25 protein-coding genes are annotated in these 24,622 nt (G+C 64.5%); 11 read left to right on the top strand and 14 right to left on the bottom strand.

Annotated features, from left to right (window positions below; translation table 11 throughout):
* Positions 1–312 precede the first annotated feature (312 nt).
* The 4 genes from EJ073_RS21240 to tesB all read right to left on the bottom strand — a co-directional run bounded on the left by EJ073_RS21240 (position 313) and on the right by tesB (position 3,754).
* Positions 313–588 (bottom strand): hypothetical protein, encoded by a 276-nt coding sequence (locus EJ073_RS21240; protein ID WP_126057501.1) that lies wholly within the window; start codon positions 586–588, stop codon positions 313–315.
* A 328-nt stretch (positions 589–916) separates the two neighbouring features.
* On the bottom strand, positions 917–2,263 hold the full coding sequence (locus tag EJ073_RS21235) for an ammonium transporter (RefSeq protein ID WP_126057500.1): 1,347 nt from the start codon (positions 2,261–2,263) through the stop codon (positions 917–919).
* Between the two features lie 31 nt (positions 2,264–2,294).
* The gene (locus tag EJ073_RS21230) at positions 2,295–2,633 is read right to left on the bottom strand and encodes a P-II family nitrogen regulator (RefSeq protein ID WP_027169082.1); all 339 of its coding nucleotides are present in this window, start codon (positions 2,631–2,633) and stop codon (positions 2,295–2,297) included.
* Between the two features lie 257 nt (positions 2,634–2,890).
* On the bottom strand, positions 2,891–3,754 hold the full coding sequence (gene tesB / locus EJ073_RS21225; protein ID WP_126057499.1) for an acyl-CoA thioesterase II: 864 nt from the start codon (positions 3,752–3,754) through the stop codon (positions 2,891–2,893).
* A 165-nt stretch (positions 3,755–3,919) separates the two neighbouring features.
* Between tesB and EJ073_RS21220 the strand changes: the two genes are divergently transcribed.
* On the top strand, positions 3,920–5,182 hold the full coding sequence (locus EJ073_RS21220) for a ubiquinone biosynthesis hydroxylase (RefSeq protein WP_126057498.1): 1,263 nt from the start codon (positions 3,920–3,922) through the stop codon (positions 5,180–5,182).
* Between the two features lie 221 nt (positions 5,183–5,403).
* Here EJ073_RS21220 and EJ073_RS21215 read toward each other — a convergent pair whose 3' ends face one another.
* The gene (locus tag EJ073_RS21215; RefSeq protein WP_126057497.1) at positions 5,404–5,934 is read right to left on the bottom strand and encodes a hypothetical protein; all 531 of its coding nucleotides are present in this window, start codon (positions 5,932–5,934) and stop codon (positions 5,404–5,406) included.
* 394 nt (positions 5,935–6,328) lie between these two features.
* Here EJ073_RS21215 and EJ073_RS21210 point away from each other — a divergent pair, with 394 nt between their 5' ends.
* From EJ073_RS21210 to EJ073_RS21170, 9 genes are all read left to right on the top strand, one after another.
* Positions 6,329–7,309, top strand: coding sequence for a substrate-binding domain-containing protein (locus EJ073_RS21210; protein ID WP_245455752.1), 981 nt, complete (start codon positions 6,329–6,331; stop codon positions 7,307–7,309).
* A gap of 69 nt (positions 7,310–7,378) precedes the next feature.
* Positions 7,379–8,905 carry a sugar ABC transporter ATP-binding protein gene (locus EJ073_RS21205; protein WP_126057495.1) on the top strand — a complete coding sequence of 509 codons (1,527 nt, stop codon included), beginning with the start codon at positions 7,379–7,381 and terminating at the stop codon, positions 8,903–8,905.
* 16 nt (positions 8,906–8,921) lie between these two features.
* Positions 8,922–9,908 carry an ABC transporter permease gene (locus EJ073_RS21200; protein ID WP_126057494.1) on the top strand — a complete coding sequence of 329 codons (987 nt, stop codon included), beginning with the start codon at positions 8,922–8,924 and terminating at the stop codon, positions 9,906–9,908.
* 1 nt (position 9,909) lies between these two features.
* A complete protein-coding gene (locus EJ073_RS21195) occupies positions 9,910–10,890 on the top strand; it encodes a sugar-binding transcriptional regulator (protein ID WP_126057493.1) in 981 nt (326 codons plus the stop codon).
* Complete coding sequence (locus tag EJ073_RS21190) at positions 10,880–11,875, top strand: aldo/keto reductase (RefSeq protein WP_126057492.1); 996 nt, start codon at positions 10,880–10,882, stop codon at positions 11,873–11,875. The genes EJ073_RS21195 and EJ073_RS21190 overlap by 11 nt, the downstream gene beginning before the upstream one ends.
* Positions 11,876–11,938: 63 nt before the next feature.
* Positions 11,939–13,747 carry a glycerol-3-phosphate dehydrogenase/oxidase gene (locus EJ073_RS21185; RefSeq protein ID WP_126057491.1) on the top strand — a complete coding sequence of 603 codons (1,809 nt, stop codon included), beginning with the start codon at positions 11,939–11,941 and terminating at the stop codon, positions 13,745–13,747.
* Positions 13,659–14,501: a class I fructose-bisphosphate aldolase gene (locus tag EJ073_RS21180; protein WP_126057490.1), complete on the top strand. Its 843-nt coding sequence runs from the start codon at positions 13,659–13,661 to the stop codon at positions 14,499–14,501. Before EJ073_RS21185 ends, EJ073_RS21180 begins: the two co-directional genes overlap by 89 nt.
* Positions 14,494–16,017 carry an FGGY-family carbohydrate kinase gene (locus EJ073_RS21175; RefSeq protein WP_126057489.1) on the top strand — a complete coding sequence of 508 codons (1,524 nt, stop codon included), beginning with the start codon at positions 14,494–14,496 and terminating at the stop codon, positions 16,015–16,017. Before EJ073_RS21180 ends, EJ073_RS21175 begins: the two co-directional genes overlap by 8 nt.
* Positions 16,014–17,621 carry a GMC family oxidoreductase N-terminal domain-containing protein gene (locus EJ073_RS21170; RefSeq protein WP_126057488.1) on the top strand — a complete coding sequence of 536 codons (1,608 nt, stop codon included), beginning with the start codon at positions 16,014–16,016 and terminating at the stop codon, positions 17,619–17,621. The genes EJ073_RS21175 and EJ073_RS21170 overlap by 4 nt, the downstream gene beginning before the upstream one ends.
* Before the next feature lie 15 nt (positions 17,622–17,636).
* Here the strand turns inward: EJ073_RS21170 and EJ073_RS21165 are convergent, their stop codons facing one another.
* Together EJ073_RS21165 and EJ073_RS21160 are read right to left on the bottom strand one after the other, a co-directional pair.
* Complete coding sequence (locus EJ073_RS21165) at positions 17,637–17,993, bottom strand: YciI family protein (RefSeq protein WP_126057487.1); 357 nt, start codon at positions 17,991–17,993, stop codon at positions 17,637–17,639.
* The gene (locus tag EJ073_RS21160; protein WP_245455303.1) at positions 17,990–18,286 is read right to left on the bottom strand and encodes a hypothetical protein; all 297 of its coding nucleotides are present in this window, start codon (positions 18,284–18,286) and stop codon (positions 17,990–17,992) included. The genes EJ073_RS21165 and EJ073_RS21160 overlap by 4 nt, the downstream gene beginning before the upstream one ends.
* 139 nt (positions 18,287–18,425) lie before the next feature.
* Between EJ073_RS21160 and EJ073_RS21155 the strand changes: the two genes are divergently transcribed.
* Positions 18,426–18,851, top strand: coding sequence for an OsmC family protein (locus EJ073_RS21155; protein ID WP_126057486.1), 426 nt, complete (start codon positions 18,426–18,428; stop codon positions 18,849–18,851).
* Between the two features lie 269 nt (positions 18,852–19,120).
* Here the strand turns inward: EJ073_RS21155 and EJ073_RS21145 are convergent, their stop codons facing one another.
* The 7 genes from EJ073_RS21145 to EJ073_RS21115 form a co-directional block, all read right to left on the bottom strand.
* Complete coding sequence (locus EJ073_RS21145; RefSeq protein WP_126057485.1) at positions 19,121–19,753, bottom strand: DUF480 domain-containing protein; 633 nt, start codon at positions 19,751–19,753, stop codon at positions 19,121–19,123.
* A 237-nt stretch (positions 19,754–19,990) separates the two neighbouring features.
* Positions 19,991–20,770 carry a succinate dehydrogenase iron-sulfur subunit gene (locus EJ073_RS21140; RefSeq protein WP_126057484.1) on the bottom strand — a complete coding sequence of 260 codons (780 nt, stop codon included), beginning with the start codon at positions 20,768–20,770 and terminating at the stop codon, positions 19,991–19,993.
* On the bottom strand, positions 20,770–21,204 hold the full coding sequence (locus EJ073_RS21135; protein ID WP_126057483.1) for a DUF3052 family protein: 435 nt from the start codon (positions 21,202–21,204) through the stop codon (positions 20,770–20,772). The genes EJ073_RS21140 and EJ073_RS21135 overlap by 1 nt, the downstream gene beginning before the upstream one ends.
* 2 nt (positions 21,205–21,206) lie before the next feature.
* Positions 21,207–23,039: a succinate dehydrogenase flavoprotein subunit gene (sdhA, locus tag EJ073_RS21130; RefSeq protein WP_126057482.1), complete on the bottom strand. Its 1,833-nt coding sequence runs from the start codon at positions 23,037–23,039 to the stop codon at positions 21,207–21,209.
* A 4-nt stretch (positions 23,040–23,043) separates the two neighbouring features.
* A complete protein-coding gene (sdhD, locus tag EJ073_RS21125) occupies positions 23,044–23,439 on the bottom strand; it encodes a succinate dehydrogenase, hydrophobic membrane anchor protein (RefSeq protein ID WP_126057481.1) in 396 nt (131 codons plus the stop codon).
* 2 nt (positions 23,440–23,441) lie between these two features.
* Positions 23,442–23,861 (bottom strand): succinate dehydrogenase, cytochrome b556 subunit, encoded by a 420-nt coding sequence (sdhC, locus tag EJ073_RS21120; RefSeq protein ID WP_126057480.1) that lies wholly within the window; start codon positions 23,859–23,861, stop codon positions 23,442–23,444.
* Positions 23,862–24,098: 237 nt separating this feature from the next.
* Positions 24,099–24,539: a hypothetical protein gene (locus EJ073_RS21115; protein ID WP_126057479.1), complete on the bottom strand. Its 441-nt coding sequence runs from the start codon at positions 24,537–24,539 to the stop codon at positions 24,099–24,101.
* Between the last annotated feature and the right edge of the window lie 83 nt (positions 24,540–24,622).

Below are 24,622 nucleotides of genomic sequence, written 5' to 3'. Positions count from 1 at the left end.
CTGGCCGCGCATGCAAAAAAGCCTCGCGAGCCGGAGCCAGCGAGGCTTTCGTTGTGGAGAGCGAAAGTGGGATTTCACCTTCCATGATCCCGGGGGTTTGGATCGAGGCAAAGGCTAGCCGATGAAAGGTGCCGAACTGAATCACTCTGAATCACATTCGCTTGATGCTCACGTGAGGATCGTCGGTTGTCGCAATGGATAAAGCTTGACGCCGGCTTTATCGGTTCGGGCGACGAAGGCGGGCCGCGCGGCCCGCCATCTCTCATTGGAACAAGGATGCGATCGGGCCCGTCTGGAACCGATCTGTAGCAATCACTTGTGACCGGCGTACATCATCAAGTTGGCGCAGAATTCGGCATGAGGCTTGCTCATCGCCGCGTCCTGGCACTCCTTCATCATCATGTCTTGCTTGTCTTTGGCCGTCGCAGCCCAGGCCGCCTTGAAATCGGCTTCCGGCTTCATGGTTTTCATGCCGGTATCGGTGAAGAATGGCGCCATGTTGTCCGGTTCGTCGAGAGCACCGGCCAATGCGGCGCCGCTGACCATGGAGAGAGCGAGTGCTCCGAGGAAGATGCTCTTGATGTTCATCGGTTGGTTCCTTCCCTGTTGTTAGCGAGCGCCAGAACGGCGGTCGCTACCCCAGTACGGAGCCGGAAGGCCCAATGTTTCTTTCCGCTGGCACATCACGCGACCGTGATCGCGTGAAACGATTCCTCGTTCGCCCAATTGAGGCGCACGATTTTCCAAAAAAGGAGGCCCGGAAGATGTTTCCGGGCCTCAATGCGTGAGCACCTTTCGGAGCGTCACGACGGGATTGTTGAGCAATTCCGGAAAAATGCGTAGCGGCTTCGGTCGGAATTGCGTGAAACGGATCCGCCGCCGGCGGGAGGATGCCGGCGCCGGATGGTCGATAGGCTCACGGCACCACTTCGCCGTGCTGGCTGATGTCGAGGCCTTCGATTTCTTCCTGGCTGCTCGGACGCAGGCCGACCAGGGCCTTGACGATGTAGAGGATCACGAAGGTCGCGATCGCCGTCCACAGGATAGTGAAGACGATGCCGTAGATCTGGGTGCCGACCGAGGCGCCCTTGCCGAGCGCGTTGATCTCGGGATCGGCCAGCGCGCCGGTGAGCAGCGCGCCGATGATGCCGCCGACGCCGTGCACGCCGAAGGCATCGAGCGAGTCGTCATAGCCGAGCATGTGCTTCACCTTGACGGCCGAGATATAGCAGACGACGCCGGCGACGATGCCGATGATGAAGGCGCCGGTCGGATTGACGAAGCCGGAGGCGGGCGTCACGGCGACCAGGCCGGCGACGGCGCCCGAGATGATGCCGAGCACGCTCGGCTTCTTGGCGATGATCCATTCGGCGAACATCCAGGCGAGCGCCGCTGCGGCGGTGGCGACCTGGGTGTTCAGCATCGCGGCGCCGGCGAGGCCGTCGGCGGCCAGTTCCGAACCGGCGTTGAAGCCGAACCAGCCAACCCACAGCAGCGAAGCGCCGATGACCGAATAGACGAGGTTGTGCGGCGCCATGTTGGCGGTGCCGTAGCCCTCGCGCTTACCGAGGACGAGGGCGCAGACCAGACCCGCGACACCGGCGTTGATGTGGACGACCGTGCCGCCGGCAAAGTCGAGAACGCCGGCCGAACCGAGGAAGCCGCCGCCCCACACCCAGTGGGCGATCGGCGCATAGACGAACACCAGCCACAGGCCCATGAAGATGAGCAGGGCCGAGAATTTCATGCGCTCGGCGAAGGCGCCGGCGATCAGCGCAGGCGTGATGATGGCGAAGGTCAGCTGGAACATCGAGAAGACGAATTCAGGAATGTTCGCCACGCCCGGCAGCCACAGCGTCGCGGTGGTGATGCCGTGGTGGAAGAACTTGGAGAAGCCGCCGACATAGGCATTGGTGCTGCCGCCGTCGGAAAAGGCCAGCGAATAGCCGAACATGAACCACAGCACCGTCACCAGGCAGGTGATGGCGAAGCTCTGCATGATGGTGGCGAGCACGTTCTTCTTGCGCACCATGCCGCCGTAGAACAGCGCCAGGCCCGGGATGGTCATCATCAGCACCAGCGCCGTCGAGGTCAGCATCCAGGCGGTGTTGCCGGTGTCGAGCGTTGGCGCCGGCGTGGCGGGCGCCGCTGCCGGAGCCGCGGCTTCCTGCGCGAAGGCGGCGACCGTGCCCAGGGCCGTCAGGGCGAGCGCGCCGAGAGCAGTCGCGCGCCCCGTCGTCTTAAAGGTGGAAGGAATATTCATTGAACTCTCCGTTGGAATGGGGGATCGCCGCTCAGAGCGCGTCGGTGTCTGTTTCGCCGGTGCGGATGCGCACCGCCTGGTCGATGCCGAAGACGAAGATCTTGCCGTCGCCGATCTGGCCGGTCTTGGCCGCCGACGTAATGGCTTCGACGGCCTTGTCGACCATGTCGGCACCAACCGCGACCTCGATCTTGATTTTGGGCAGGAAGCTGACCGCGTATTCCGCACCGCGATAGATTTCCGTATGTCCCTTCTGACGCCCGTAGCCTTTGACTTCGGTGACGGTCAGGCCCTGGATGCCGACTGCGGTGAGCGCTTCGCGCACCTCATCGAGCTTGAACGGCTTGATGATTGCCATCACGATTTTCATAAGGTTTCACCCTTTGCTGTTGCGGGTCCCCCGCGTTTGCACACCTTCACCGATCCTCATGAGAGCCGGAAAGTGCGCAACAGGATTCAAGCTCCGTGCCAATTGCCGAAGCAGCCCGTTAACCTGTTGTAAACAAAGGAATTGAGGGGCATTTCCATGCCGACTGTTCAGAGTCGCGGCAGGACAAATGATTAAAAAATAGGCAAATTTTCAAAAATGCCTGTTCAGTGGGCTTGAACCGAAAGTCGGCTATCTGCTCAGCGCTTCAGCCGGATCAGGCCTTCCTGGGCAACCGAGGCGATCAGCGTGCCGTCACGGGCAAACAGCGAGCCGCGCGTGAAGCCGCGCGAGCCCTGCGTGGAGGGGCTGTCCTGCGTGTAGAGGATCCAGTCGTCGAGCGGGTGGCTGCGATGGAACCACATGGCGTGGTCGAGGCTCGCGGCCTGGATGTCGCGGTCGAAGATGGCGCGGCCATGCGCGAAGGTCGAGGTGTCGAGCAGCGTCATGTCGGAGAGATAGGCGAGCACTGCCGCCCGGGTGGCGCGGTCGGCCGGCACCGGGCCGGTGGTGCGGATCCAGATGTTCTGCTTCGGCTCCAGCTTTTCGCGGCTGGTGTAGTGCTTCAGCATCACCGGCTTCATCTCGATCGGCCGGTCGCGGTCCCAGTAGCGCTTGATGCCTTCGGGGACCGCTTCGCCGAACTTGCCGAGCAGTTCGCGCTGGCTGAGCAGATTGTCGGGCGCCGGCACATCCTGCGGCATCGGCACCTGGTGCTCGAGGCCGACCTCGTCCTGCTGGAATGAGGCCTCCAGCGAGAAGATCGCCTGGCCGTGCTGGATCGCCACCACGCGCCGCGTGGTGAAGGAGCCGCCGTCGCGGATGCGGTCGACCTCGTAGATGATCGGCACCTTGGTGTCGCCGGGCCGCATGAAATAGCCGTGCAGCGAATGCACGTGGCGCTCTGGCTCGACGGTGCGCTGGGCGGCGACCAGCGCCTGGGCGATCGTCTGGCCGCCGAAGACCCGCTGCCAGTCGAGCTTGGGGCTGCGACCACGGTACAGATTGTGTTCGAGCTGCTCGAGGTCGAGAATGTCGAGTAGCTCGTCCATGGCCGCCGTCATGTTTCACGCTCCAGCCGCAAAAGATGTTATGGCGGTTTCGGACAGGAAGGGCGGGCAGTCAAGACCGGCGTGGTGCGGCAGGCTGTAGACTAGGCATGTCGCCCAAAAGTGGCAGCGGTTTTGGGGCAGCGACATGCGTAGACAGAGCCGTGAAAGGAATTTGCCATGGTTGACCGTAAGGCAGATGCAGGATCGAGAGCCTCGCTCGACGTGCTGGTCGCCGGCGCCGGCTATGTCGGGCTGGCCAGCGCGGTTTCGCTGAAGCAGGCACGCCCCAGCCTCGCCGTCGCCGTCGTCGACGCGGCGCCCGCCGGCGTCTGGCAAAAGGATGGCCGCGCCTCGGCGATCGCCGCCGCCGCCTGCCGCATGCTGGAGCAACTCGGCGTCTGGAGCGAGATCGCGCCGGAAGCGCAGGCGATCACCGAAATGATCATCACCGATTCGCGCACCGCCGATCCGGTGCGGCCGGTGTTCCTGACCTTTGACGGCGAAGTGGCGCCCGGCGAGCCCTTCGCCCACATGGTCGCCAACAGGGACCTGAACGGCGCGCTGCGCCGGCGCGCCGAAAAACTCGGCATCGACATCATCGAAGGTCTCGCCGTCAGCGCCTTCGAAATCGACGGCGCCGGCATCACCGTGCATCTGGCGGACGGCGCGACCTTGAAGGCGCGACTGCTGGTCGCTGCCGATGGCGTCAACTCGAAGCTGCGCGACATGGCCGGCATCAAGACGGTGAAGTGGGAGTACGGCCAATCCGGTATCGTCTGCACCGTGGCGCATGAACGGCCGCACAATGGCCGCGCCGAAGAGCATTTCCTGCCCGCCGGCCCCTTCGCGACGCTGCCTCTGAAGCCCGACAAGGACGGCCGCAACCGCTCCTCCATCGTCTGGGTCGAACGCACCGAGGATGCGCGGAAGCTGGTCGAGGGCGACGACCTTGTCTTCGAGCACGAGTTGGAGCTGCATTTCGGCCTCAGGCTGGGCGAGATCCATGCCGCCGACAAGCCGCGCGCCTGGCCGCTTGGGCTGACCCTTGCCCGCGCCTTCGTCGCGCCCCGCATCGCGCTTGCCGGCGATGCCGCGCACGGCATCCACCCGATTGCCGGCCAGGGGCTCAACCTCGGCTTCAAGGATGTGGCGGCGCTGGCCGAGGTGGTGGTCGAGGCCGACCGGCTGGGCCAGGACATCGGCGCGCTCGACGTGCTCGAACGCTACCAGCAATGGCGGCGCTTCGACACCGTGCAGATGGGCGTCACCACCGATGTGCTGAACCGGCTGTTCTCCAACGACATCGGCCCGCTGCGCGCGGCGCGCGACATCGGCCTCGGCCTCGTCGAGCGCATGCCGAAGCTGAAGGACTTTTTCATCCGCCAGGCCTCGGGCCTGTCCGGCGACACGCCGCGGCTACTGAAAGGGGAAGCGATCTAGCAGCCAAAGAAGGTAATAGAAGACCGCTACGGCGGCCAGCATGCCGAGCACCCACCTGCCGACCCTGGATTTGCGCAACCTGTCTCCAACAGCGCGTCAATCAAATCGGCCAATTCGGCAGCCGCGCTGGCAATTGCTTCCCTCTATTTCCCCACGGTTGGGCATGCCCACCCTGATGTAGGCACAACTGCCTTCAGTTCAAAGATCGGTGGTCGCCTGGATCAATTCACCTCGAACCCAAGCTTCTGCCGCAGCCGCAGCATCCGCTGGTCCGGTATCTTCAGGCCCTGCTCGCCGCCCTTTGCGACGCGATTGAGCATCTGCAGCAGATCTTCCCTTTCGTGCGGGTCGAGGCGCTCGCGCAGGAACGGCGCCAGCTTGTCGATGACGATCGTCGTGTCGTCGATCTGCGCCGTTGCCCACTTGGCGTAGACGACGGCCTCGTCGGTCTTCTTCTGGCCATCCGCAATCCCCGAAATCACCTCGCGGATGACGGCTTCGCGCTGCGGCAGGATGGGCCCCTGTTCCGACACGATGGCGGTGATCAGCGTCGCCGCCGCCACAACGGGATTGTCGATCGCCGTCAGCGGCGACAGCGCCGCCTGCTTGCGCAGCTTCTTGCGGCGGATGTTGCCCTGAACGCGGCCGACGACGTCGGCGACCTCGCGCGCGGCCTCGTTCATGGCCTTCATCCGGTACCACCAGAACGCGGCCGCTCCCAACACGCCAAGGATAGCAAGCAGGAAAGGCATGTCAAAATCCCCCGGAAATTTCCGGCGACAATAAGAGAACTGTGCCGTTGCTTCAACACGCAAGAATTGCGGCCGGTGAAGAAGAGGTGCTCTCCCTCCAGGCAACTGCGCACCGGATCGAATGTCCTGGCTTTCGGTCGCTCACCCGCAAGGCAAACGATGCAGCCTCTTGCCGACGACGCTGCAGCTGGTCGACGCGCACTGCAAGAAATTTCACCATCTGATATTTCATGCAACATCGTTGACACGCAACAAATCCCGCCGTATTCAACGTTGCCAGAGATTTCATATCCTGAAATTTCTTGCAAAGCTGATACGACGAGGCTTTTCATCGTCGGGGAACCCGGAGGAGAGAATGAACAGGATTGGGCTGGCGGGCGCATTGAGCGCCGCCATGATGACGCTGACCTTGGCGATGCCAGGCGCCGCGTCGGCAGAGAGCAAGTTTCAGTGCAAGCCGGACGAGACCTATGTGATGAACGTCATGGTCTCCGCGCATCCCTATTGGGTGCCGGTCTATCAGGGCTTCAAGCAGGCCGCCCAGGCGATGGGCTGCAAGACCGTGTTTTCGGGCACGCCTGACTACGACATCGCAAAGCAGATCGCCTCATTCGAACAGGATCTGATCAAGAAGCCGGCCGGCGTGCTGCTGCACCCGATGCAGGCCGATCCGTTCATCGAGCCGATCAACCGCGCCGTCGAGAACGGCACCACCGTCGTCACCTTCGCCGCCGACTCGCCGAAATCCAAGCGCGTGTCCTACATCACCTCGGACAATCTGGCGGAAGCCAAATTCGCCGCCGAGGAGATCGTCAAGCAAGTCGGCGACGACGCCGAATACGGCGTGCTGGAGAATCCGGGGCAGAGCAACCACGACCTGCGCGTCACCGCCTTCATCGACTATCTCGCCAAGAACTATCCTAAGATGAAGCTGGTCGGCCGCCAGGCCTCCAACCAGGACGCCAATGTCGCCAACAAGGCGGTGGCCTCGATGCTGCAGGCCAATCCGAACCTGAAGGCGCTGTGGATTCCGGAAGCCGGCTCGGCCGAGGGCGCGGTCGCCGCCGTCCTCGAGGCCAAGGCCAAGGTGCTGATCATGCATGCCGACATCACCCCGGCGACGCTGGAGCAGATCAAGGCCGGCAACATCCACATGGCGCTGAGCCCGAACCAGGGCATGCAGGGCTATCTCGGCTTCGTCGCCACCTTCATGGCGGCGCATCCGGAACTGATCGACCCGTTCAACGACTACAAGACGTCGGGCTACAACCCGATGAGCATCCCCTTCGCCGATAACGGCTTCGCCGTCATCACCAAGGAGAACGCCGACTCGTTCGACCTGAACAAATACATGCAAGGCCGCGATCCAAGCTGATCCGTCCCGCGGGCAACCGCGCCGTCCGGCGCGGTTGCCTCAACCATTCCTGAGCAGGCGAGAACCTCAGTGGAAACCCCGGTCCTCCTCAAAATATCCGGCCTCAGCAAATCGTTCGGCCCTGTCCGTGCCTTGCGCGATGTCGGATTCGAGCTGCGCGCCGGTGAAATCCACGCCATTGCCGGCGAGAACGGCGCCGGCAAGTCGACGCTGATGAAGGTGATCGACGGCATCTTGTCGCCGGACAGCGGCGACATCCAGGTCGATGGCCGCTCCGTCTCTATCTCCTCGCCGCTGGCGGCGCAGAAGCTTGGCATCGGCTTTGTTCACCAGGAGATCGCGCTGTGCCCCGATATCTCGGTGGCCGAGAACATCTTCATGTCGATCACCAACGCCAGCAAGGCGGTGCTGATGAACTACCGCGACCTCGAGAAGCGCGCGACGGCGATCCTGGCGCGGCTTGGCCACATCGATCCGACCGCGATGGTACGCAATCTGTCCATTTCCCAGCAGCAAATGGTCGAGATCGCCAAGGCGCTGACGCTCGATTGCCGCATCCTTATCTTCGACGAACCGACGGCAGCGCTGACCGAGCGCGAGGCCCAAAAACTGTTCGAGATCATTCACCAGCTTGCCGGCGAAGGCATCGGCATCATCTACATCTCGCACCGCATGGCCGAGATCTTCGACAATTGCGACCGCGTCACGGTGCTGCGCGACGGCCGCTACATCACCACGCTCGACATAGCAGGGACGACTCCCGAACAAGTTGTCGCCTCCATGGTCGGCCGCGTCATCGACAGCCTCTACCCCGAGAAGCTGCGCGACGATGAACGGTCCGAAGACATATTGCTCGAGATCGTCGGCCTCTGCGAGGCGACTGCCTTCCGCGACATTAGCTTTCAGCTGCGCAAGGGCGAAATCCTGGGCATTGGCGGCCTGATCGGCGCCGGCCGCAGCGAGATCGTCAAAGGCATCTGCCGGCTCGAAGGTGAGGTGACCGGCGATGTCAGCCTGCGCGGCGAGCGCCTGTCGCTGACACACTATGGCGACAGCATCGCCGCGGGCATCGTCTACCTGTCCGAAGACCGCAAGGGCGACGGGCTGTTTCTCGACATGTCGATCGCCGCCAACATTTCGGCGCTGGCGGTCGACCGGATCGCCACGCGCTTCGGCCTCATCAACGAGCGGCGCGAGAAGCATCGGGCGGAAACGATCGGCAAGCAGCTGTCGCTGAAATGCGGCCATGTCGGTCAGCCGGTTTCGACACTGTCGGGCGGCAACCAGCAGAAGGTAGCGATCGCCAAGATGCTGTCGGTCGACCCGAAGGTGATCTTCCTCGACGAACCGACGCGCGGCGTCGATGTCGGCGCCAAGGCCGAAATTCATCGCATCCTGCGCAAGCTGGCGCGCGATGGCGTCGGCATCGTGGTCATCTCCTCCGAGCTGCCGGAGCTGATCGGCATCTGCGACCGGGTGCTGATCGTGCGCGAGGGACGCATTACCGGCGAAGTCGCGGGGGCAGAGATGACGGAGGAAAACATCATGGTCCTGGCATCGCTTGCCGATGAAGGCCGGCAACGGAGCGCCGCATGAGCATCGTGGGGACAGTATGGACAGCGCGACGCAAGCTGCCAGGATAGGGCTCGGCGCAAGGTTCGGTGGCCTGATCAGGATGCGTGAGACCGGCCTGATCCTCATCATCGCCGTGCTGTTTGCCGTCATGTCGTTCGCATCCCCCTATTTCCTGACCTGGGACAATATGCGGGCGATGGCGATGGCCTTCGCGGTGGAAGGCATCGTCGTGGTCGGCATGACGATCCTGCTGATTTCCGGCGGCATCGACCTTTCGGTCGGCTCGGTCACCGCGCTCGCCATGGTGGTCGCCGGTCTGCTTTTCCTCAGCGGCATGGACCCCTGGCTGGCGTCGCTGGTGGCGATAGCGGCTTGCGCTGCCATCGGCGCCTTCATGGGATTCTTCGTCACCAGAGTGGGGCTGCACCACTTCATCGTCTCGCTGGGGGTGATGGTGATTGCACGCGGGCTCTGCCTGCTCGGCACCGGCGGCCGCCCGCTCGGGCTTTACACCCTGCCGCCTGAGTTCAAGTTCATCGGCCAGGGCGCGGTCGGCGGCATTCCCGTCGTCATCATCATCTTCATTGTCTTCGTCATCCTGTCCGACTTCATGCTGCGCCGCACGACGATGTTCCGCAAAGTCTTCTACACCGGCAGCAACGAGAAGGCGGCGGCCTATTCCGGCATCCGCACCAACAAGGTCGTGTTCTTGACCACGACGCTCTGCTCGACACTGTGCGGTTTTGCCGGCGTCATCTACATGGCCCGCTTCGGCTCGGCCCAGCCGACATTCGGCGCCGGCATGGAGCTGAACGTCATCGCCGCCGCGGTGATCGGCGGCGCAAGCCTGACCGGCGGCATCGGCACCATTCTCGGCGCCATCCTGGGCACCGTCCTTTTGTCCGTCGTTTCAAGCTCGCTCGCTCTGCTCGACGTGTCCGTCTATTGGCAGGACATCATCCGCGGGTCCATTCTGCTGACGGCGGTCACCGCCGATTATTACTTCAACAAGCGGCGGGGCTGAGATGGCGGACAGCAGGGAAGATTTCGAGGCGATCCGGCAGATCCACACCGTGCTGGTGCTGCATTTCGTCGACGGTATGAAGCAGAACGACATCGCGGCGGCGCTCAACCTGTCGGCGTCCAAGGTCAATCGGCTGATCGCCCAGGGGCGCAAGCTCGGCATGCTGAGGATCGCGGTCGAGAGCCCGTTCCAGGCCTTGGTCGATATCGAAAAGCAGCTGATCGAGGTTGCCCGCCTGGCAAGTGCGATCGTGACGCCGACCGTGGCCGGCAGTCCCGAAAGCACGCTGCAGCAGGTGGGGCGCGCGGCGGCCAACCAGTTGCTCGAGACCTTGCGCGACGGCGACGTCATCGCCATTACCGGCGGCAAGGCGATCAGCGCCCTCGCCGAGAACCTGCAGCCGGAGCGGGCTTTCGACATCACCGTCGTGCCGCTGACCGGCGGCGTCCAGGGCAAGCACTATACCGACGTCAACCATCTGGCGACGCGGCTCGCCGAGCGGCTCGGCGGCTCCAGCATGCTCTTGCATGCGCCGCTGTTCGCCGAGAGCCGGGAGCAGCGCGACCTGCTTCTGGAGATGGCGTCGGTGCGCGAGATCTTCGATCTGGCGCGCAAGGCCGCGATCGCGCTGGTCGGCATCGGGTCGATCCAGACGCCCGGGTCGAGTTATTACGACCTTCGCCCAGGTCTTGACCCCGACCGCGACAAGCTGGCCGCCAGCGGCGCGGTCGGTGAGTTCCTTGCGCATCTGATCCGCGACGACGGCACGCTGGCCGATTACCCGCCCAACGACCGCCTGGTGGCGCTGGCGCCCTCGGAACTCGCTCGCTGCCGGACGGTGATGGGCGTCGCCAGCGGCGCCGAAAAAGTCGGGCCGATCCGCGCCGCGCTGCGCGGCAATTATCTCAAGTCTCTGGTCGTCGACGAAGAAACGGCCAACGCGGTCCTGAACAATGCGGGGAGCATACGCAATGTCGCCTGAAATGTTGACGCGCACCATTGGCGCGTCGGGAATCGCCGCCTCCGCGATCGGCCTCGGCACCTGGGCCATCGGCGGCTGGATGTGGGGCGGCACCGACGAGGCGCAGTCCATCGACACCATCCGCGCCTCGATCGACGAAGGCGTTTCGCTGATCGACACCGCGCCGGCCTACGGCCAGGGGCTGTCGGAGGAAATCGTCGGCAAGGCGATCAAGGGACGCCGCGGCAAGGTCGTGCTCGCCACGAAGCTTGGACTGATCTGGCACGCAAAAAAGGGCAACCACTTCTTCGACTATGACGGCGCGCCGGTGCATCGCTATCTCGGCGCCGACTCCGTGGTCTACGAAGTGGAGCAGAGCCTGCGCCGTCTCGGCACCGACCACATCGACCACTACATCACCCATTGGCAGGATGCGACGACGCCGGTCCCTGAGACCATGGAAGCGCTCGATCGCCTCAAGACCCAAGGCAAGATCCGCTCCATCGGCGCCAGCAATGTCAGCATTGCGGATGTCGAAGCCTATCTCGCGGCCGGCCAGCTCGACGCGGTCCAGCAGCAATACAGCATGGTGGTGCGCGACATGGAGCGCGACCTTCTGCCTTTCTGCGCGGACAACAATGTGTCTGTGCTCAGCTACTCCTCGCTGGCGCTCGGCCTGTTGTCGGGCAAGATCGGTCCGGACCGCGTCTTTACCGGCGATGACCAGCGCAAGGACAATCCGTGGTTCTCGCTGGCCAACCGCCGCAAGGTCGCGGCGCTGATGGAAGAGATACGGCCGATTGCCGAGACGCACGGCGCAAGCGAGGCGCAGATCGTCATCGCCTGGACGCTGCAGCAGCCGGGCATCACCTTCTCGCTTTGCGGCGCCCGCAGCCCGCAGCAGGCCAGGGAAAACGCGCGGGCCGGCCGCATCAGATTGTCCGAACAGGAGATCAGCCAGATCAGCGAGGCCGCCAGCCGCCATCTGACAAATCTCGACGCCTGACCGCCACCTGTGAACCCGAACCAAGTTGAGCTGCCGTCCACCAGACGGCCGAACGGCGAAGCCATGCCTGACCAGAGAAGCCTCATCCTCGACAAGATCCGCCAGAACGGCGCGTTCGATGTCGTCGTCGTGGGCGGCGGCATCAACGGCATCGGCGTTTTCCGCGAACTGGCGCTGCAGGGCCTGAAGGTGCTGCTGGTCGAGCGCAACGATTTCTGCTCGGGCTGCAGTGCGGCCCCCTCGCGCATGATCCATGGCGGTCTGCGCTATCTCGAGAATGGCGAGTTCGGCCTGGTGCAGGAATCGTTGCGCGAACGCGATGCGCTGCTGGCCAATGCGCCGCATATGGTGCGGCCATTGCCGACTGTAATTCCGATCCGCACCGTCTTCTCAGGGCTGATGAACGGGGCGGCAGGCCTTCTCGGGCTTTCTGAGGCGCCTTCCAGCCGCGGCGCACTGGCGATCAAGGCGGGGCTCGCGCTCTACGACTGGACGACGCGCAAGCGCCGGGTGCTGCCGCGCCACAATTTCCGCGGCGCCAGGACGACATTCGCGCAATGGCCGGCGCTCGACCCGAAACTGCGGTTTTCCGCCACCTACTACGACGCCTGGATCAGCTATCCGGAACGGCTTGGCATCGAACTGCTGCTCGATGCCGGACGCCTGGCGCCCGACAGCCTGGCGCTCAACCGCGCCCATATCACGCGCGCCGGTTCGGCCTTCGAACTTACCGACATGACGACCGACGAGCGCTTCCCTGTCAGCGCCAAGGCAATCGTCAACGCGACGGGCGCATGGCTCGATTCGGCGATCGCCCGGCTCGACGCATCCGGAAAGCCCGCGGCACCGCTCGTCGAGGGCACCAAGGGCTCGCACCTCATCCTCAACAACGAGCCGCTTTACCAGGCACTTGGCGGCCACATGATTTTCTTCGAGAACGCCGACGGCCGGATCTGCATCATGTTCCCCTATCTCGGCAAGGTGCTGGTCGGTTCGACCGATATTCGCGTCAGCGAGGCCAGCCGCGTGCGCTGCGAACCGGCGGAAGCCGATTACATACTGGCGGCGGCACGGCTGGTCTTTCCGGCTATTCCGGTTCACGCCTCCGACATCGTGTTCACCTATAGCGGCATCCGGCCGCTGCCGAAGAGCGACCATGCCTTCACCGGCAGGATTTCGCGCGGCCATTCCGTGCATCGCATTGCCGGCGACATCCCGCAGTTCTGCATGATCGGCGGCAAATGGACGACCTTCCGCGCCTTCGCCGAACAGGCGGCCGACGCAGTGCTGGCCGAGCTTGGCCGCGAGCGCCTTTGCGGCACGCTGACCATGCCGATCGGCGGCGGCCTCGGCTTCCCCCGGGACCCGGCGTCGCTGGCGGCCGATCTGGCTGGTGAGTTCGCGATCGGCGGCGCCCGCGCCGCGTATCTTGTCGACCGCTATGGCAGCGGTGCGCGCGACATCGTCCTGTTTTGCGGCGGGCGTCCCGACGATGTCAGACTGGACAGCAGGACCGAAACGACGGCAGCCGAAATCGTCTACCTGACCCGGCATGAGTTCGTAACCTGTCTGTCGGACCTTATCCTGCGCCGCACATCGCTTGCCATTTGCGGCGACATCTCGATGGCATCCATCGAACGCATCGCCGACGCACTGGCCGCCGAGCGCGGCTGGAGCGATGAGCATCGCGACCGCGAGGTGCAGGGCCTGGTTGCCGAACTCGACACCTATCACGGCGTCTCGCAGGAGATGCTCGTCCAACGCACGATTTCAGGAGCAGAAAATGAAGGTCAGCGCCAAGGCCCGCATGAACCGGATGTTCACCAACGGCAATTGCCTCGACGTGGCGCTCGATCACGGCGTCTGCAATGAACCGGATTTTCTCGTCGGCCTGGAGGACATGCCGCGAGTCATCGACACGCTGATCGCGGTAGGTCCGGACGCGCTGCAACTCGCCTACGGGCAGGCCGATCTGTTGCAATCGCGGCCGGACAAGGACAAGCCGGCGCTGGTCATGCGCATCGACATGGGTAATCCTTACAACGCCCAGCGCCACCGCGTGATGTGGTCGATGCTGCAGAATCATGACGAGCCGATCATCGGCGCGCTGGAGCTGGACGCAGCCTGCGTCGTCGTCAACCTGTTCATGCTTCCCGACGAGCCGGAGCTGTTTCGCCAATGCGTCGAAAACATCAGCAAGGTCCGCGCTGCCTGCCACAGATACGGCATGCCCTTGATGATCGAACCGCTGGTGATGCTGCCCAACGATGTGCGCGGCGGCTATCAGGTCGACGGCGACGCCGAGAAGATCGTCACCCTGGTGCGGCTCGCCGCCGAAATGGGCGCCGACATCATCAAGGCCGATCCGACGGCCCGGCCTGAGGATTTCCACCGCGTCGTCGAGGCGGCGCGCGTGCCGGTGCTGGTGCGCGGCGGCGGCAAGGACGACCTTAGGACCGTGCTGGCAAAATCGTCGGCCCTGCTCAGACAAGGCGCCAAAGGGCTGGTCTATGGCCGCAACATCTATCAGCATGCCAACCCGAAGGCGGTGGTCAACGCGCTGATGGCGATGGTCCACAAGGACGCCGGCGGCGAAGAGGCCTGGGAAATCTACAACAATGGCTGATCAGGCCGCATATCTGCTCGGTCTCGACGCCGGCAACACCATCATCAAGGCGGTACTGTTCGACCTCGCCGGGCGGCAGGTCGCCATGCACACCGTCGCCGGGCGCTCGCACACGCCGCAGCCCGGCTATGTCGAACGCGACCTCGGCGATATGTGGGCCGCTGCGCGCGACGCCATCCGCCGCTGCATTGCGCAGGCTGGTATCGACGCACGCCAGATCGCCGCTGTCGGCTGCGCCGGCCATGGCAACGGCCTCTATCTGATCGACCGCGCCGGCGCCCCGCTGATCGGCATCCAGTCGCTCGACACCCGCGCCGCCGGCATGGCGGCGGAACTGGCTTCGCGCAACGCCGGCGCACTGCACGCGATCTGCCTGCAAAAGCCCTGGCCGGCGCAGACGCCAACCTTGCTGGCCTGGGTCAAGCAGCATGAACCCGACCTTTATGCCGCGACCGGCACGGCGATGCTGTGCAAGGATTTCATCGCCTTTTGCCTCACCGGAGAGCAGGTGAGCGATGTCTCCGACATGTCCGGCTGCGGCCTCGTCCGCATGCCCGAAGGCGTCTATGATGGCGAGCTTCTCGCGCTCTACGGCATCGAGGACGCGCAGGCAAAACTGCCGCGGCTGCTCGACAGCGCCGACATTGCCGGCGCCGTCACCGCCAGGGCGGCCGATGAGACCGGGTTGGCAGAAGGCACGCCGGTCATCGCCGGCTATTTCGACGTTGTCGCCAGCGCCATGGGGGCCGGCGTCGTGCGCCCCGGCGAAGCCTCGATCATTGCCGGCACCTGGTCGGTCAACCAGGTCTTCTCCGCCGCGCCGGTTGTCGATCCCGATGTTTTCATGGTCGCGCGTTTCGGCCCCGGCCGCTTCGTCAACATCGAATCCAGCGCGACATCGGCCGCCAATCTTGAATGGTACGTGCGCGAATTCGTCGAGCGCGGCAGCCACCACGACGATCCGTTCGGCCACTGCAACGCAGCTGTCGGCGAAGTCACGCCGGCCTGGGACGACCCGATCTTCCACCCGTTCCTCTACGGCTCGGGCCAGGGCGCCGAGTTCCGCGCCGGCTTCTACGGCCTGGCCGGCTGGCATAGGGAAGGCCATCTGCTGCGCGCGCTGTTCGAAGGCGTCATGTTCGAGCACCGGCGCCACATCGATGTGTTGAAAGACGCCGGCGTCAGCTTCGACAAGGCGGTGCTGTCCGGCGGCGGCTCCCGCAGCGAACATTGGCCGCAAATCTTCGCCGACGGGCTCGGCGTACCGATCACCGTTCCTGAAGCCCGCGAGACCGGCGCGCTTGGCGCGGCGATCGGCGCCGGCGTGGGGGCCGGACTGTTCGCCGACTATGAGTCCGGCGTCGACGCCATGACTCGGCCGCGCGCCGCCTACCGCCCGGATCCGGCCATGCAGCGACATTATGCCAGGCGTTATCGCGCCTATTGCGGCCTCGCCGATACGCTGCGATCGTTCTGGACCGAACAGGCCGCAGGACCAGGCAGAGCAGCAGAATGACCCAAAGGCTGGACGGCGACTACGACTACATCATCGTCGGCGCGGGTACGGCCGGCTGCGTGCTGGCCAACCGCCTGAGCGAAGATCCGGCGACGCGCGTGCTGCTGCTCGAGGCCGGCGGCAGCGACAATTACCACTGGGTGCACATTCCTGTCGGCTATCTCTATTGCATCGGCAATCCGCGCACCGACTGGATGATGAAGACGGCACCGGAGGCCGGCCTGAACGGCCGCTCGCTGGTCTATCCCAGGGGCAAGGTGCTGGGCGGCTGCACATCGGTCAATGGCATGATCTACATGCGTGGCCAGGCTGCGGACTATGATGGCTGGCGGCAGATGGGCAATGTCGGTTGGGGCTGGGACGACGTGCTGCCCTATTTCCTCAAATCCGAAGACCATCATGGCGGCAAGACCAGGCTGCATGGTTCCGGCGGCGAATGGAAAGTGGCGCGGCAGCGCCTGTCCTGGCCGATCCTCAACACAGTGCAGGACGCGGCGAAGGAATTCGGCATTATGCCGCGCGAGGATTTCAACGACGGCGACAATGAGGGTTCCGGCTTCTTCGAAGTGAACCAGAGCAAGGGTATACGCTGGAACACCGCCAAGGCATTCCTGCGCCCGGCGCTGCGGCGGCCCAACCTGCGGCTGGTCGCCAAGGCGCATGTCGAGAAGGTGCTGTTCGAGGGCAAGCGGGCTACGGGGGTCGGCTACCTCGCCGGCGGCGAGGCACGCCAGGCCAGCGCCAGGCGAGAAGTGTTGCTGACGGCCGGCGCGATCAACACGCCGAAACTGCTGGAGCTTTCCGGTGTCGGCCAGCCGGATCGCCTCGCCTCACTCGGGATCGATCTGGTTCACGCCAGCCCGGATGTCGGTGAGAACCTGCAGGACCACCTGCAGATCCGCACGGTCTACAAAGTGTCGTCGGCGCTGACGCTCAACACCCTTGCCAACAGCCTGAGCGGCAAGGCGCGGATCGCGCTGCAATATGCCTTTGCCCGGTCGGGGCCGATGTCGATGGCGCCAAGCCAGTTCGGCATGTTCAGCAAATCCGATCCGTCGATGGCGACGCCGGACCTGGAATACCACGTCCAGCCTTTGTCGACGGACCGGCTGGGCGACCCGCTGCACCCGTTCCCGGCGATCACCATGTCGGTCTGCAATCTGCGGCCCGACAGCGTCGGCTCCGTACATGCCACGACACCTGAATTGGCCGTACAGCCGGAAATCCGGCTGAACTATCTCTCGACGGTGCGCGACCGCGAGATCGCGCTGAGCTCGGTGCGCCAGGCGCGCATGATCATGACCGCCAAGGCGCTTGCCGACTTCCATCCGGAGGAAATCCTGCCCGGTCCCGCCCACCAGTCCGACGACGACCTGCTGCACCAGATCGGCTCGATCGCGACGACGATCTTTCATCCGGTCGGCACCTGCCGAATGGGCGTCGACGATCGCGCCGTCGTCAGTCCCGACCTGTGCGTGACCGGTGTCGAGGGTCTGCGCGTCATCGACGCCTCGATCATGCCGCGCATCGTCTCCGGCAACACCGCCTCGCCCGTGGTGATGATCGCCGAGAAGGCGGCGGATATGATCCGCCGACCTGCATGAGCCGGCGGCGACCAGCTATGACCCGGGTATGTCGTAGATCGCCCTGACCTCGACGGTGCCGAGTTCGGCCAGCGGAATGTCGCCGGCGATCTCCAGCGCCTCGTCGAGGCTCTCGGCCTCGATCATGACGAAGCCGAGCAACTGCTCCTTGGTCTCGGCGAACGGGCCGTCGGTGACCAGTCTTTTCCCGTTGCGCCGCCGCACACTCTTCGACGTCTTCACCGATTGCAGCGCCTGCGCGATGATCAGCTTGCCTTGTTGGTCCAACGATCTGTCATAGGCCAGCGAATCGGCGTCTAGCTTGGCCGATCCTTCCGGGGTCAACGCATAAAGGCTCTGTTCCTCGCCATAGACCAGGCAGACATATCTCATTCCGATCTCCCGTGTTGTGATGGACCATAGGATGCGGTGATGATGGTGTCAGCCGCGCCTCCGAACGCCGCCGCATGATCGAGAAGGCATGCCGCGATGCCGATGATGGCGACCGCCGCCAGCAGCCGGCCGAAGCCGGAGGGCGGCGGATCGAGCCAATAGTCTTCCTGTCGCCGGGCCTTGTGCTCAGGGCATTTCCACAGCGCGAAAAACAAACCGTCCATGTGAGCCTCCATCCGGCCGCGAAATCCGTGGCCGCCCGTAGGACGGTCGAGTCCGATGGAAGTCGACATTTTTGCGCGCGCTTTTTTTGAGAAAGAATTTTGGACGCCACCGCTCGAAGAGCGCGGTGGCCTTCGCGCGTGCCCGCGCTATAGTCCTGGGGAACGCCGGCGCTCTGCCGGCGCAACCCCGACGATCAAGGAGGATTTCATGGACCGCACCGCGAACGCCGTCTGGAATGGCAATCTGAAGGAAGGCAAGGGCACGCTCGACTCCCAGAGCGGGGCGCTGAAAGGCACGCCCTATTCGTTCAAGGCGCGCTTCGAGGACGAGAGCGGCAAATCCGGCACCAACCCGGAGGAGCTCATCGCCGCCGCGCACGCCGGCTGCTACGCCATGCAGTTCTCGCACTTCCTCGCCGAGAATGGCACGCCCGCCACCGAACTCGACGCCAAGGCGGTGGTGACGCTGGTGCCCGGCACCGGCATCACCGGCAGCGCTCTCACCGTCGTCGGCAAGGTGCCGGGCATCGACGCGGCAAAGTTCAATGAGCTGGCCGAGAAGGCCAAGGCCGAATGCCCGGTCTCGAAGGCGCTCGGCGCCATCAAGGTTTCGCTCGACGCGAAGCTGGGGTGAGAAGACTGCAGACGTCGGTCTGCCGGCGCTGCTCATTATTACAGACGCTGGGTGCTGCCCCTCACCTGCCTGCCGGCGTCCCCTCCCCGTATAGTGACGGGGAGAGGGGCGCTGTCACCGATGGTTTCGCCAATCTCCAACGCTGCGAGACTGGCGCCAAAGTCGCGGCCAGCCTCTTTCTCCCCGTTTACGGGGAGAAATGCCCGGCAGGGCAATGAGGGGCAGCCCCGACTTCGGCCCGGATGCGAGACTACTGCATTAAGGCACTACTACCCGCCCAGTGCCTCGACCTTGGCACGCAGCGCCGCCACCTCCTCTTCAAGCGCCAGCACCCGGGCCTCAAGATCGGAGCCCGATGACGCTGGCGGCTGCCATGGCGCCGCTGCGACGGCCGCCACATCCACCGGCCCGCCCAGCAGATGCACATAGCGGTCCTCGCGCTGGCCTGGCCCGCGCGGTATCTCCTGAACGAGCGCCGGCCGGCGGCCGATCAGCATGTCGAGTTCACCGCGCAGATCCTCGATCGACGAAAACCGCGCCATGCGCTCGCTTCGCGCCAACAGCTCATATGCGGTCTGCGGCCCGCGCAACAGAAGCAGCCCGACCAGGGCGGTCTGCGGCGTGGTCAGCGAGAATCGCTGCGCCATCTGATGCTCATAGCGCTCCACGCGCGAACCGAACATCTGCCGCACCAGCCCCTTCTGCTCAAGCAGCTTCAGGGCCCGATGCACCTCGGTCTGTTCCAGCGCCATCACCGGCTCGCGCGCCGTCTTCTGGTTGGCGGCGGCAAGCGCTGCATTGAGCGTCAGCGGATAGACGTCCGGCGTCAATTCCTTCTTCTCGATCAGGCAGCCGAGCACACGCGCTTCGGCGGGAGAGAGGATGGGAAGGTCTTCGCTCATTGCCGTGCAATCCTTTCTGACGCTGGCGGGACAGCGCCCCCCTCTGTCCTGCCGGACATCTCCCCCACTTGGGGGAGATCAGCAGCTTCGCCGACCGCGCTTCATCCTTCAACCTTGGAGATAGGCGAAAGCCCTCATGACAGCCAATCTCCCCACCCGTGGGGGAGATGTCCGGCAGGACAGAGGGGGCGCGAAGGATCGCCGCGTTTGAGGTTGTCGTTGGTTATCCCGCCAAGGCTAAACCCGCCGCTCCACCATCATCTTCTTGATCTCCGCGATCGCCTTGGCCGGGTTCAGGCCCTTGGGGCACGCCTGCGCGCAGTTCATGATGGTGTGGCAGCGATAGAGCCGGAACGGGTCCTCGAGATTGTCGAGCCGCTCGCCCTTGGCCTCGTCGCGGCTGTCGATCAGCCAACGATAGGCTTGCAAGAGCACCGCCGGGCCGAGATAGCGGTCGCCGTTCCACCAGTAGCTCGGGCAGGACGTCGAGCAGCAGGCGCACAGGATGCATTCGTAGAGCCCGTCGAGCTTCTCGCGGTCCTCATGGCTCTGCAGCCATTCCTTGGCCGGCTCCGGCGACACCGTCTTCAGCCATGGCTCGATCGAGGCGTGCTGGGCGTAGAAATTGGTGAGGTCGGGAACCAGGTCCTTGATCACCGGCATATGCGGCAGCGGATAGACTTTCACCGCGCCGGAAATGTCGTCGCAGCCCTTGGTGCAGGCGAGCGTGTTGGAGCCGTCGATGTTCATGGCGCAGGAGCCGCAAATGCCCTCGCGGCAGGAGCGGCGCAGCGTCAGCGTCGGGTCGATCTTGTTCTTGATGTAGAGCAGCGCGTCGAGCACCATCGGTCCGCAATCGTCCATGTCGACGAAATAGGTGTCCATGCGCGGGTTCTCGTCATCGTCCGGCGACCAGCGGTAGATGCGGTATTCGCGAAGATTGGTGGCGCCCTCCGGCTTCGGCCAGGTCTTGCCCTGCTGAACTTTCGAATTCTTGGGGAGCGTGAGTTCGACCATTACCTGCGGTCCTTTCGGATGACGAGCTTCAGCCCGGACCAGATTTCATTCACGGCGGCGATCTTGACGTCGACCAGGTCGCGCTTCAGCGCCTCGGCGCGGATGACGTCCTCGGTGACGTCGGTCGCCACCTTCGACGCCTTCTTCGGCCATGAAACCCAGACCATGCCGTCGCGCTTGATCGCCGTCTCGATGCCGGCAAGGCCGTCCTCGATCTCGGCGCGCCGCCGGGTGAAGGCATGCACGGCATCGTATCTCTGGCGACCAGAAATTTCCGACCAGTCGGCCAGCCGGTCGATCGCGGCAAAGTCCACGGCTCCGGCAAGATCATCCAGCTCCGGCGGCAGCGCGATGAAGGCGGCGACCATGCCGTCCTTCAGGCCGAGCTTGGCCGGAAGCGGGGTGCCGGAATATCCCGTTGCCGCCAGCGCCATCGTCAGTACACCCTGGCCTTCGGCGCGATCTTGGCGAGGCTGATGCCGCCGTCCTTCTCGGCCAGCAGCGGCTCGGTGTGCACCGGACGATAGGTCAGCGTCACCTTGCCGTCCTCGCTGAGATGGGCCAGCGTGTGCTTGCGCCAGGCGGCGTCGTCGCGGGCCGAGAAATCTTCCCGCGCATGCGCGCCGCGGCTCTCCTTGCGAGCCTCGGCGCCGTAGACCGTGGTGATGGCGTTGGCCATCAGGTTTTCGAGCTCCAGCGTCTCGACCAGATCCGAATTCCAGATCATCGAGCGGTCGAACACCTTTATGTCCTTGAGCTCGCCCCAGATCTGCGAAATGCGCTTGCAGCCATTTTCCAGCGATTCCTGTGTGCGGAACACCGCCGCGTCTTCCTGCATCGCCTTCTGCATCTTTTCGCGAAGCACCGCCGTCGGCGTCGAGCCGTTGGCGTGGCGAAGCCGGTCGAAGCGGTCCATGATCTTCTCGACCGAGGCTTCGTTCGGCGACGGGATTGCCGACTTGCGGTCGATCACCTGGCCGGCGCGGATCGCCGCGGCGCGGCCGAACACGACGAGATCGATCAGCGAGTTGGAACCCAGCCGGTTGGCGCCATGCACCGAGGCGCAGCCGGCCTCGCCGACCGCCATCAGGCCTGGCGATACCTTGTCCGGGCTCGCGGCTGTCGGGTTGAGCGCCTCGCCCCAGTAGTTGGTCGGCACGCCGCCCATATTGTAGTGCACCGTCGGCAGCACCGGGATCGGATCCTTGGTGAGATCGACGCCGGCGAAGATCTTCGCCGACTCCGAGATGCCGGGCAGCCGCTCATGGAGCACCGCCGGATCGAGATGGTCGAGATGCAGGAAGATGTGGTCCTTGTTCTTGCCGACGCCGCGTCCCTCGCGGATCTCCAGCGTCATGCAGCGTGAGACGACGTCGCGCGAGGCGAGGTCCTTGGCCGACGGCGCGTAGCGCTCCATGAATCGCTCGCCCTCGGAATTGACGAGATAGCCGCCCTCGCCGCGGGCGCCCTCGGTGATCAGGCAGCCGGCGCCATAGATGCCGGTCGGGTGGAACTGAACGAACTCCATGTCCTGCAGCGGCAGTCCGGCACGGGCGGCCATGCCGCCACCGTCGCCGGTGCAGGTATGCGCCGACGTCGCCGAGAAATAGGCGCGGCCGTAGCCGCCTGTCGCCAGCACCACCATCTTGGCCGAGAAGCGGTGGATGGTGCCGTCGTCGAGGTTCCACGCGACGACGCCGGTGCAGGTGCCGTCCGGCTCCATGATCAGGTCGAGCGCGAAATACTCGATGAAGAACTGCGCGTTATTCTTCAGCGACTGGCCGTAGAGCGTGTGCAGGATGGCGTGGCCGGTGCGGTCGGCGGCCGCACAGGTGCGCTGCACCGGCGGGCCGTCGCCATAGTTCATCATGTGGCCGCCGAACGGCCGCTGGTAGATCTTGCCTTCCTCGGTGCGCGAGAACGGCACGCCGTAATGCTCGAGCTCGTAGACGGCGGCCGGCGCCTCGCGCACCATGTATTCCATGGCGTCGACGTCGCCCAGCCAGTCCGAGCCCTTGACGGTGTCGTACATGTGCCACTGCCAGGAGTCCGGGCCCATGTTGGAGAGCGAGGCGGCGATGCCGCCTTGCGCCGCCACCGTGTGCGAGCGTGTCGGGAACACCTTGGTGATGCAGGCGGTGCGCAGGCCCTGCTCGGCCATGCCGAGCGTGGCGCGCAGGCCGGCGCCGCCGGCGCCGACGATCACCACGTCGAACTTGTGATCGACGAAAGTGTAGGCGGAATTGGCTGATTTCGCGTCCTTGGCCAAAATGTCAGCCTCCGAATGCCAGTTTGAGCAGGGCGAAGAGCGAGGCGACGCCGACCGCTACGGAAAAAAATGTGTTGAGCGCAATCAGCGCCAGCTTCATGCCTTCGCCATGCACGTAATCCTCGATGATCACCTGCATGCCGAGCCGCATGTGGTAGAGGCCGGAAATCAGCACCAGCGCCAGCACCAGCGCCACGAACGGATTGGCGAGCGCCGTCCGCACTTCCGTGTAGCCGTGGCCGTTGAGCGCGATCAGGAAGCCGACGAAGAACAGGATCAGCGGGATGTTGGCGATCGCCGTCAGCCGCTGACGCCAGAAATGTGAAGTGCCCTCGCGGGCCGAGCCAAGGCCGCGGACCTTGGCCAGCGGCGTGCGCATGTCGGTGTTCTTGCCGCTCATGGTCAGGCTCCCCGCGCCATGTAGCCGGCGATCCAGATCAGCAGCGTGAGCAGGATCGAGCCGGCCAGTGTCGCCCAGGCGATCTTCGAGGCCGTGTGCTTCTCGAGCCCGGCGCCGGTGTCCCAGACCAGGTGGCGTACGCCGCCCAGCATGTGGTGCATTAGCGCCCAGGTGTAGCCGAACAGCACCAGCCGCCCCAGCCACGAGCCGAAGGCCCAGTTGACGAGATCGAACGTGGCCTCGGAACTCGCCGCTGCCATCAGCCAGAGCGCCACCAGCAGCGTGCCGAAATAGAGCGCACCGCCGGTGATGCGATGGATGATCGACATGGTCATTGTGATCGGCGGCCGGTACACGCTCAGGTGCGGCGAAAGCGGCCGTTCACGTCTGGCAAATTCGCGGGTGGCTGGTGATTTGCTCATGGCTCCCCCAGTTCGGCGTCTCCTGGAGCCTCAGCGGAAAAGCGGCATTGCCGTTCCCGGTTGCGACTTCGGACAGCCGGTTTCTAATGCTCTTTTTGCACCGCGTCAAAGCCGGAAAATCGTTTTGGAAACGTCATTTAGTCTGAAAAAAGGGCCGGCTTTTGCTTCAATCGATTAGGGCGCGTCCGAAAGCCGGCGCAATGGTTCGCTGCAGTGCGGCATGTCGATGAAGATTGCCTACCTTCTGCAGGTGAGCGGCGTCGACCCCTTCTTCATCAGCAGCGCCTCGCGTCCGTCGATCACAACTGCGTCATGCGTCGTCGCCGCCTGGTAGCGGCTGCTCTGGTTGGCGGGCGACGCCGCAAACTCCTCTGTCCAGCCATCCGGCCCTGCCACACGCAGCGACGTGCCGAGATTTTGGATGGAGATCGTGCCGCCATTACATTTGTAGGTGGCCATGCCGACTGCCGATCGCGGCGCAGTGAGGTCGGTGGTGATCCTGGCTGCGGATGCCGTTGCAGGCGCTGGCGGCGCGGCGGGTGCGGTGGCCTGCAGAGCCGGAGCGGGAGAGATCGCTGGCGATGCCGCCTTGGGCGCGCCATCCTGCGGCACACAGGCCGCTGCCGCAGCGAGCAACGGAGCAAGGAGCAATCCCCGAACCAAGCGGCGTAACGCCATGTGCTGCCCCTCCTGTGCGCGGCACGCTAGCCACGATGTCGTTCCTGATCAAGCTCACCCGGCTCAAACGGCTGGTCGAGGTG

Origin of the sequence: Mesorhizobium sp. M4B.F.Ca.ET.058.02.1.1, assembly GCF_003952505.1 — a bacterium.
Lineage (GTDB): Bacteria > Pseudomonadota > Alphaproteobacteria > Rhizobiales > Rhizobiaceae > Mesorhizobium.
Note: the sequence above shows the minus strand (reverse complement) of the source record. Positions and strands in the feature narration are given on the sequence as shown.

Excerpts from the sequence above, each read along its gene's own strand:
- EJ073_RS21160 (WP_245455303.1), bottom strand. The coding sequence starts at position 18,286 with ATGTCGACTTCCATCGGACTCGACCGTCCTACGGGCGGCCACGGATTT.
- EJ073_RS21215 (WP_126057497.1), bottom strand. The coding sequence starts at position 5,934 with ATGCCTTTCCTGCTTGCTATCCTTGGCGTGTTGGGAGCGGCCGCGTTC.
- EJ073_RS21210 (WP_245455752.1), top strand. The coding sequence starts at position 6,329 with ATGATGACGCTGACCTTGGCGATGCCAGGCGCCGCGTCGGCAGAGAGC.
- EJ073_RS21155 (WP_126057486.1), top strand. The coding sequence starts at position 18,426 with ATGGACCGCACCGCGAACGCCGTCTGGAATGGCAATCTGAAGGAAGGC.
- sdhC (WP_126057480.1), bottom strand. The coding sequence starts at position 23,861 with ATGAGCAAATCACCAGCCACCCGCGAATTTGCCAGACGTGAACGGCCG.
- EJ073_RS21200 (WP_126057494.1), top strand. The coding sequence starts at position 8,922 with ATGGACAGCGCGACGCAAGCTGCCAGGATAGGGCTCGGCGCAAGGTTC.
- EJ073_RS21230 (WP_027169082.1), bottom strand. The coding sequence starts at position 2,633 with ATGAAAATCGTGATGGCAATCATCAAGCCGTTCAAGCTCGATGAGGTG.
- EJ073_RS21195 (WP_126057493.1), top strand. The coding sequence starts at position 9,910 with ATGGCGGACAGCAGGGAAGATTTCGAGGCGATCCGGCAGATCCACACC.
- EJ073_RS21135 (WP_126057483.1), bottom strand. The coding sequence starts at position 21,204 with ATGGCGCTGGCGGCAACGGGATATTCCGGCACCCCGCTTCCGGCCAAG.
- EJ073_RS21235 (WP_126057500.1), bottom strand. The coding sequence starts at position 2,263 with ATGAATATTCCTTCCACCTTTAAGACGACGGGGCGCGCGACTGCTCTC.
- EJ073_RS21220 (WP_126057498.1), top strand. The coding sequence starts at position 3,920 with ATGGTTGACCGTAAGGCAGATGCAGGATCGAGAGCCTCGCTCGACGTG.
- EJ073_RS21170 (WP_126057488.1), top strand. The coding sequence starts at position 16,014 with ATGACCCAAAGGCTGGACGGCGACTACGACTACATCATCGTCGGCGCG.
- EJ073_RS21145 (WP_126057485.1), bottom strand. The coding sequence starts at position 19,753 with ATGAGCGAAGACCTTCCCATCCTCTCTCCCGCCGAAGCGCGTGTGCTC.
- EJ073_RS21180 (WP_126057490.1), top strand. The coding sequence starts at position 13,659 with ATGAAGGTCAGCGCCAAGGCCCGCATGAACCGGATGTTCACCAACGGC.
- EJ073_RS21165 (WP_126057487.1), bottom strand. The coding sequence starts at position 17,993 with ATGAGATATGTCTGCCTGGTCTATGGCGAGGAACAGAGCCTTTATGCG.
- EJ073_RS21185 (WP_126057491.1), top strand. The coding sequence starts at position 11,939 with ATGCCTGACCAGAGAAGCCTCATCCTCGACAAGATCCGCCAGAACGGC.
- EJ073_RS21240 (WP_126057501.1), bottom strand. The coding sequence starts at position 588 with ATGAACATCAAGAGCATCTTCCTCGGAGCACTCGCTCTCTCCATGGTC.
- EJ073_RS21115 (WP_126057479.1), bottom strand. The coding sequence starts at position 24,539 with ATGGCGTTACGCCGCTTGGTTCGGGGATTGCTCCTTGCTCCGTTGCTC.
- EJ073_RS21140 (WP_126057484.1), bottom strand. The coding sequence starts at position 20,770 with ATGGTCGAACTCACGCTCCCCAAGAATTCGAAAGTTCAGCAGGGCAAG.
- EJ073_RS21190 (WP_126057492.1), top strand. The coding sequence starts at position 10,880 with ATGTCGCCTGAAATGTTGACGCGCACCATTGGCGCGTCGGGAATCGCC.
- sdhD (WP_126057481.1), bottom strand. The coding sequence starts at position 23,439 with ATGAGCGGCAAGAACACCGACATGCGCACGCCGCTGGCCAAGGTCCGC.
- tesB (WP_126057499.1), bottom strand. The coding sequence starts at position 3,754 with ATGACGGCGGCCATGGACGAGCTACTCGACATTCTCGACCTCGAGCAG.
- EJ073_RS21175 (WP_126057489.1), top strand. The coding sequence starts at position 14,494 with ATGGCTGATCAGGCCGCATATCTGCTCGGTCTCGACGCCGGCAACACC.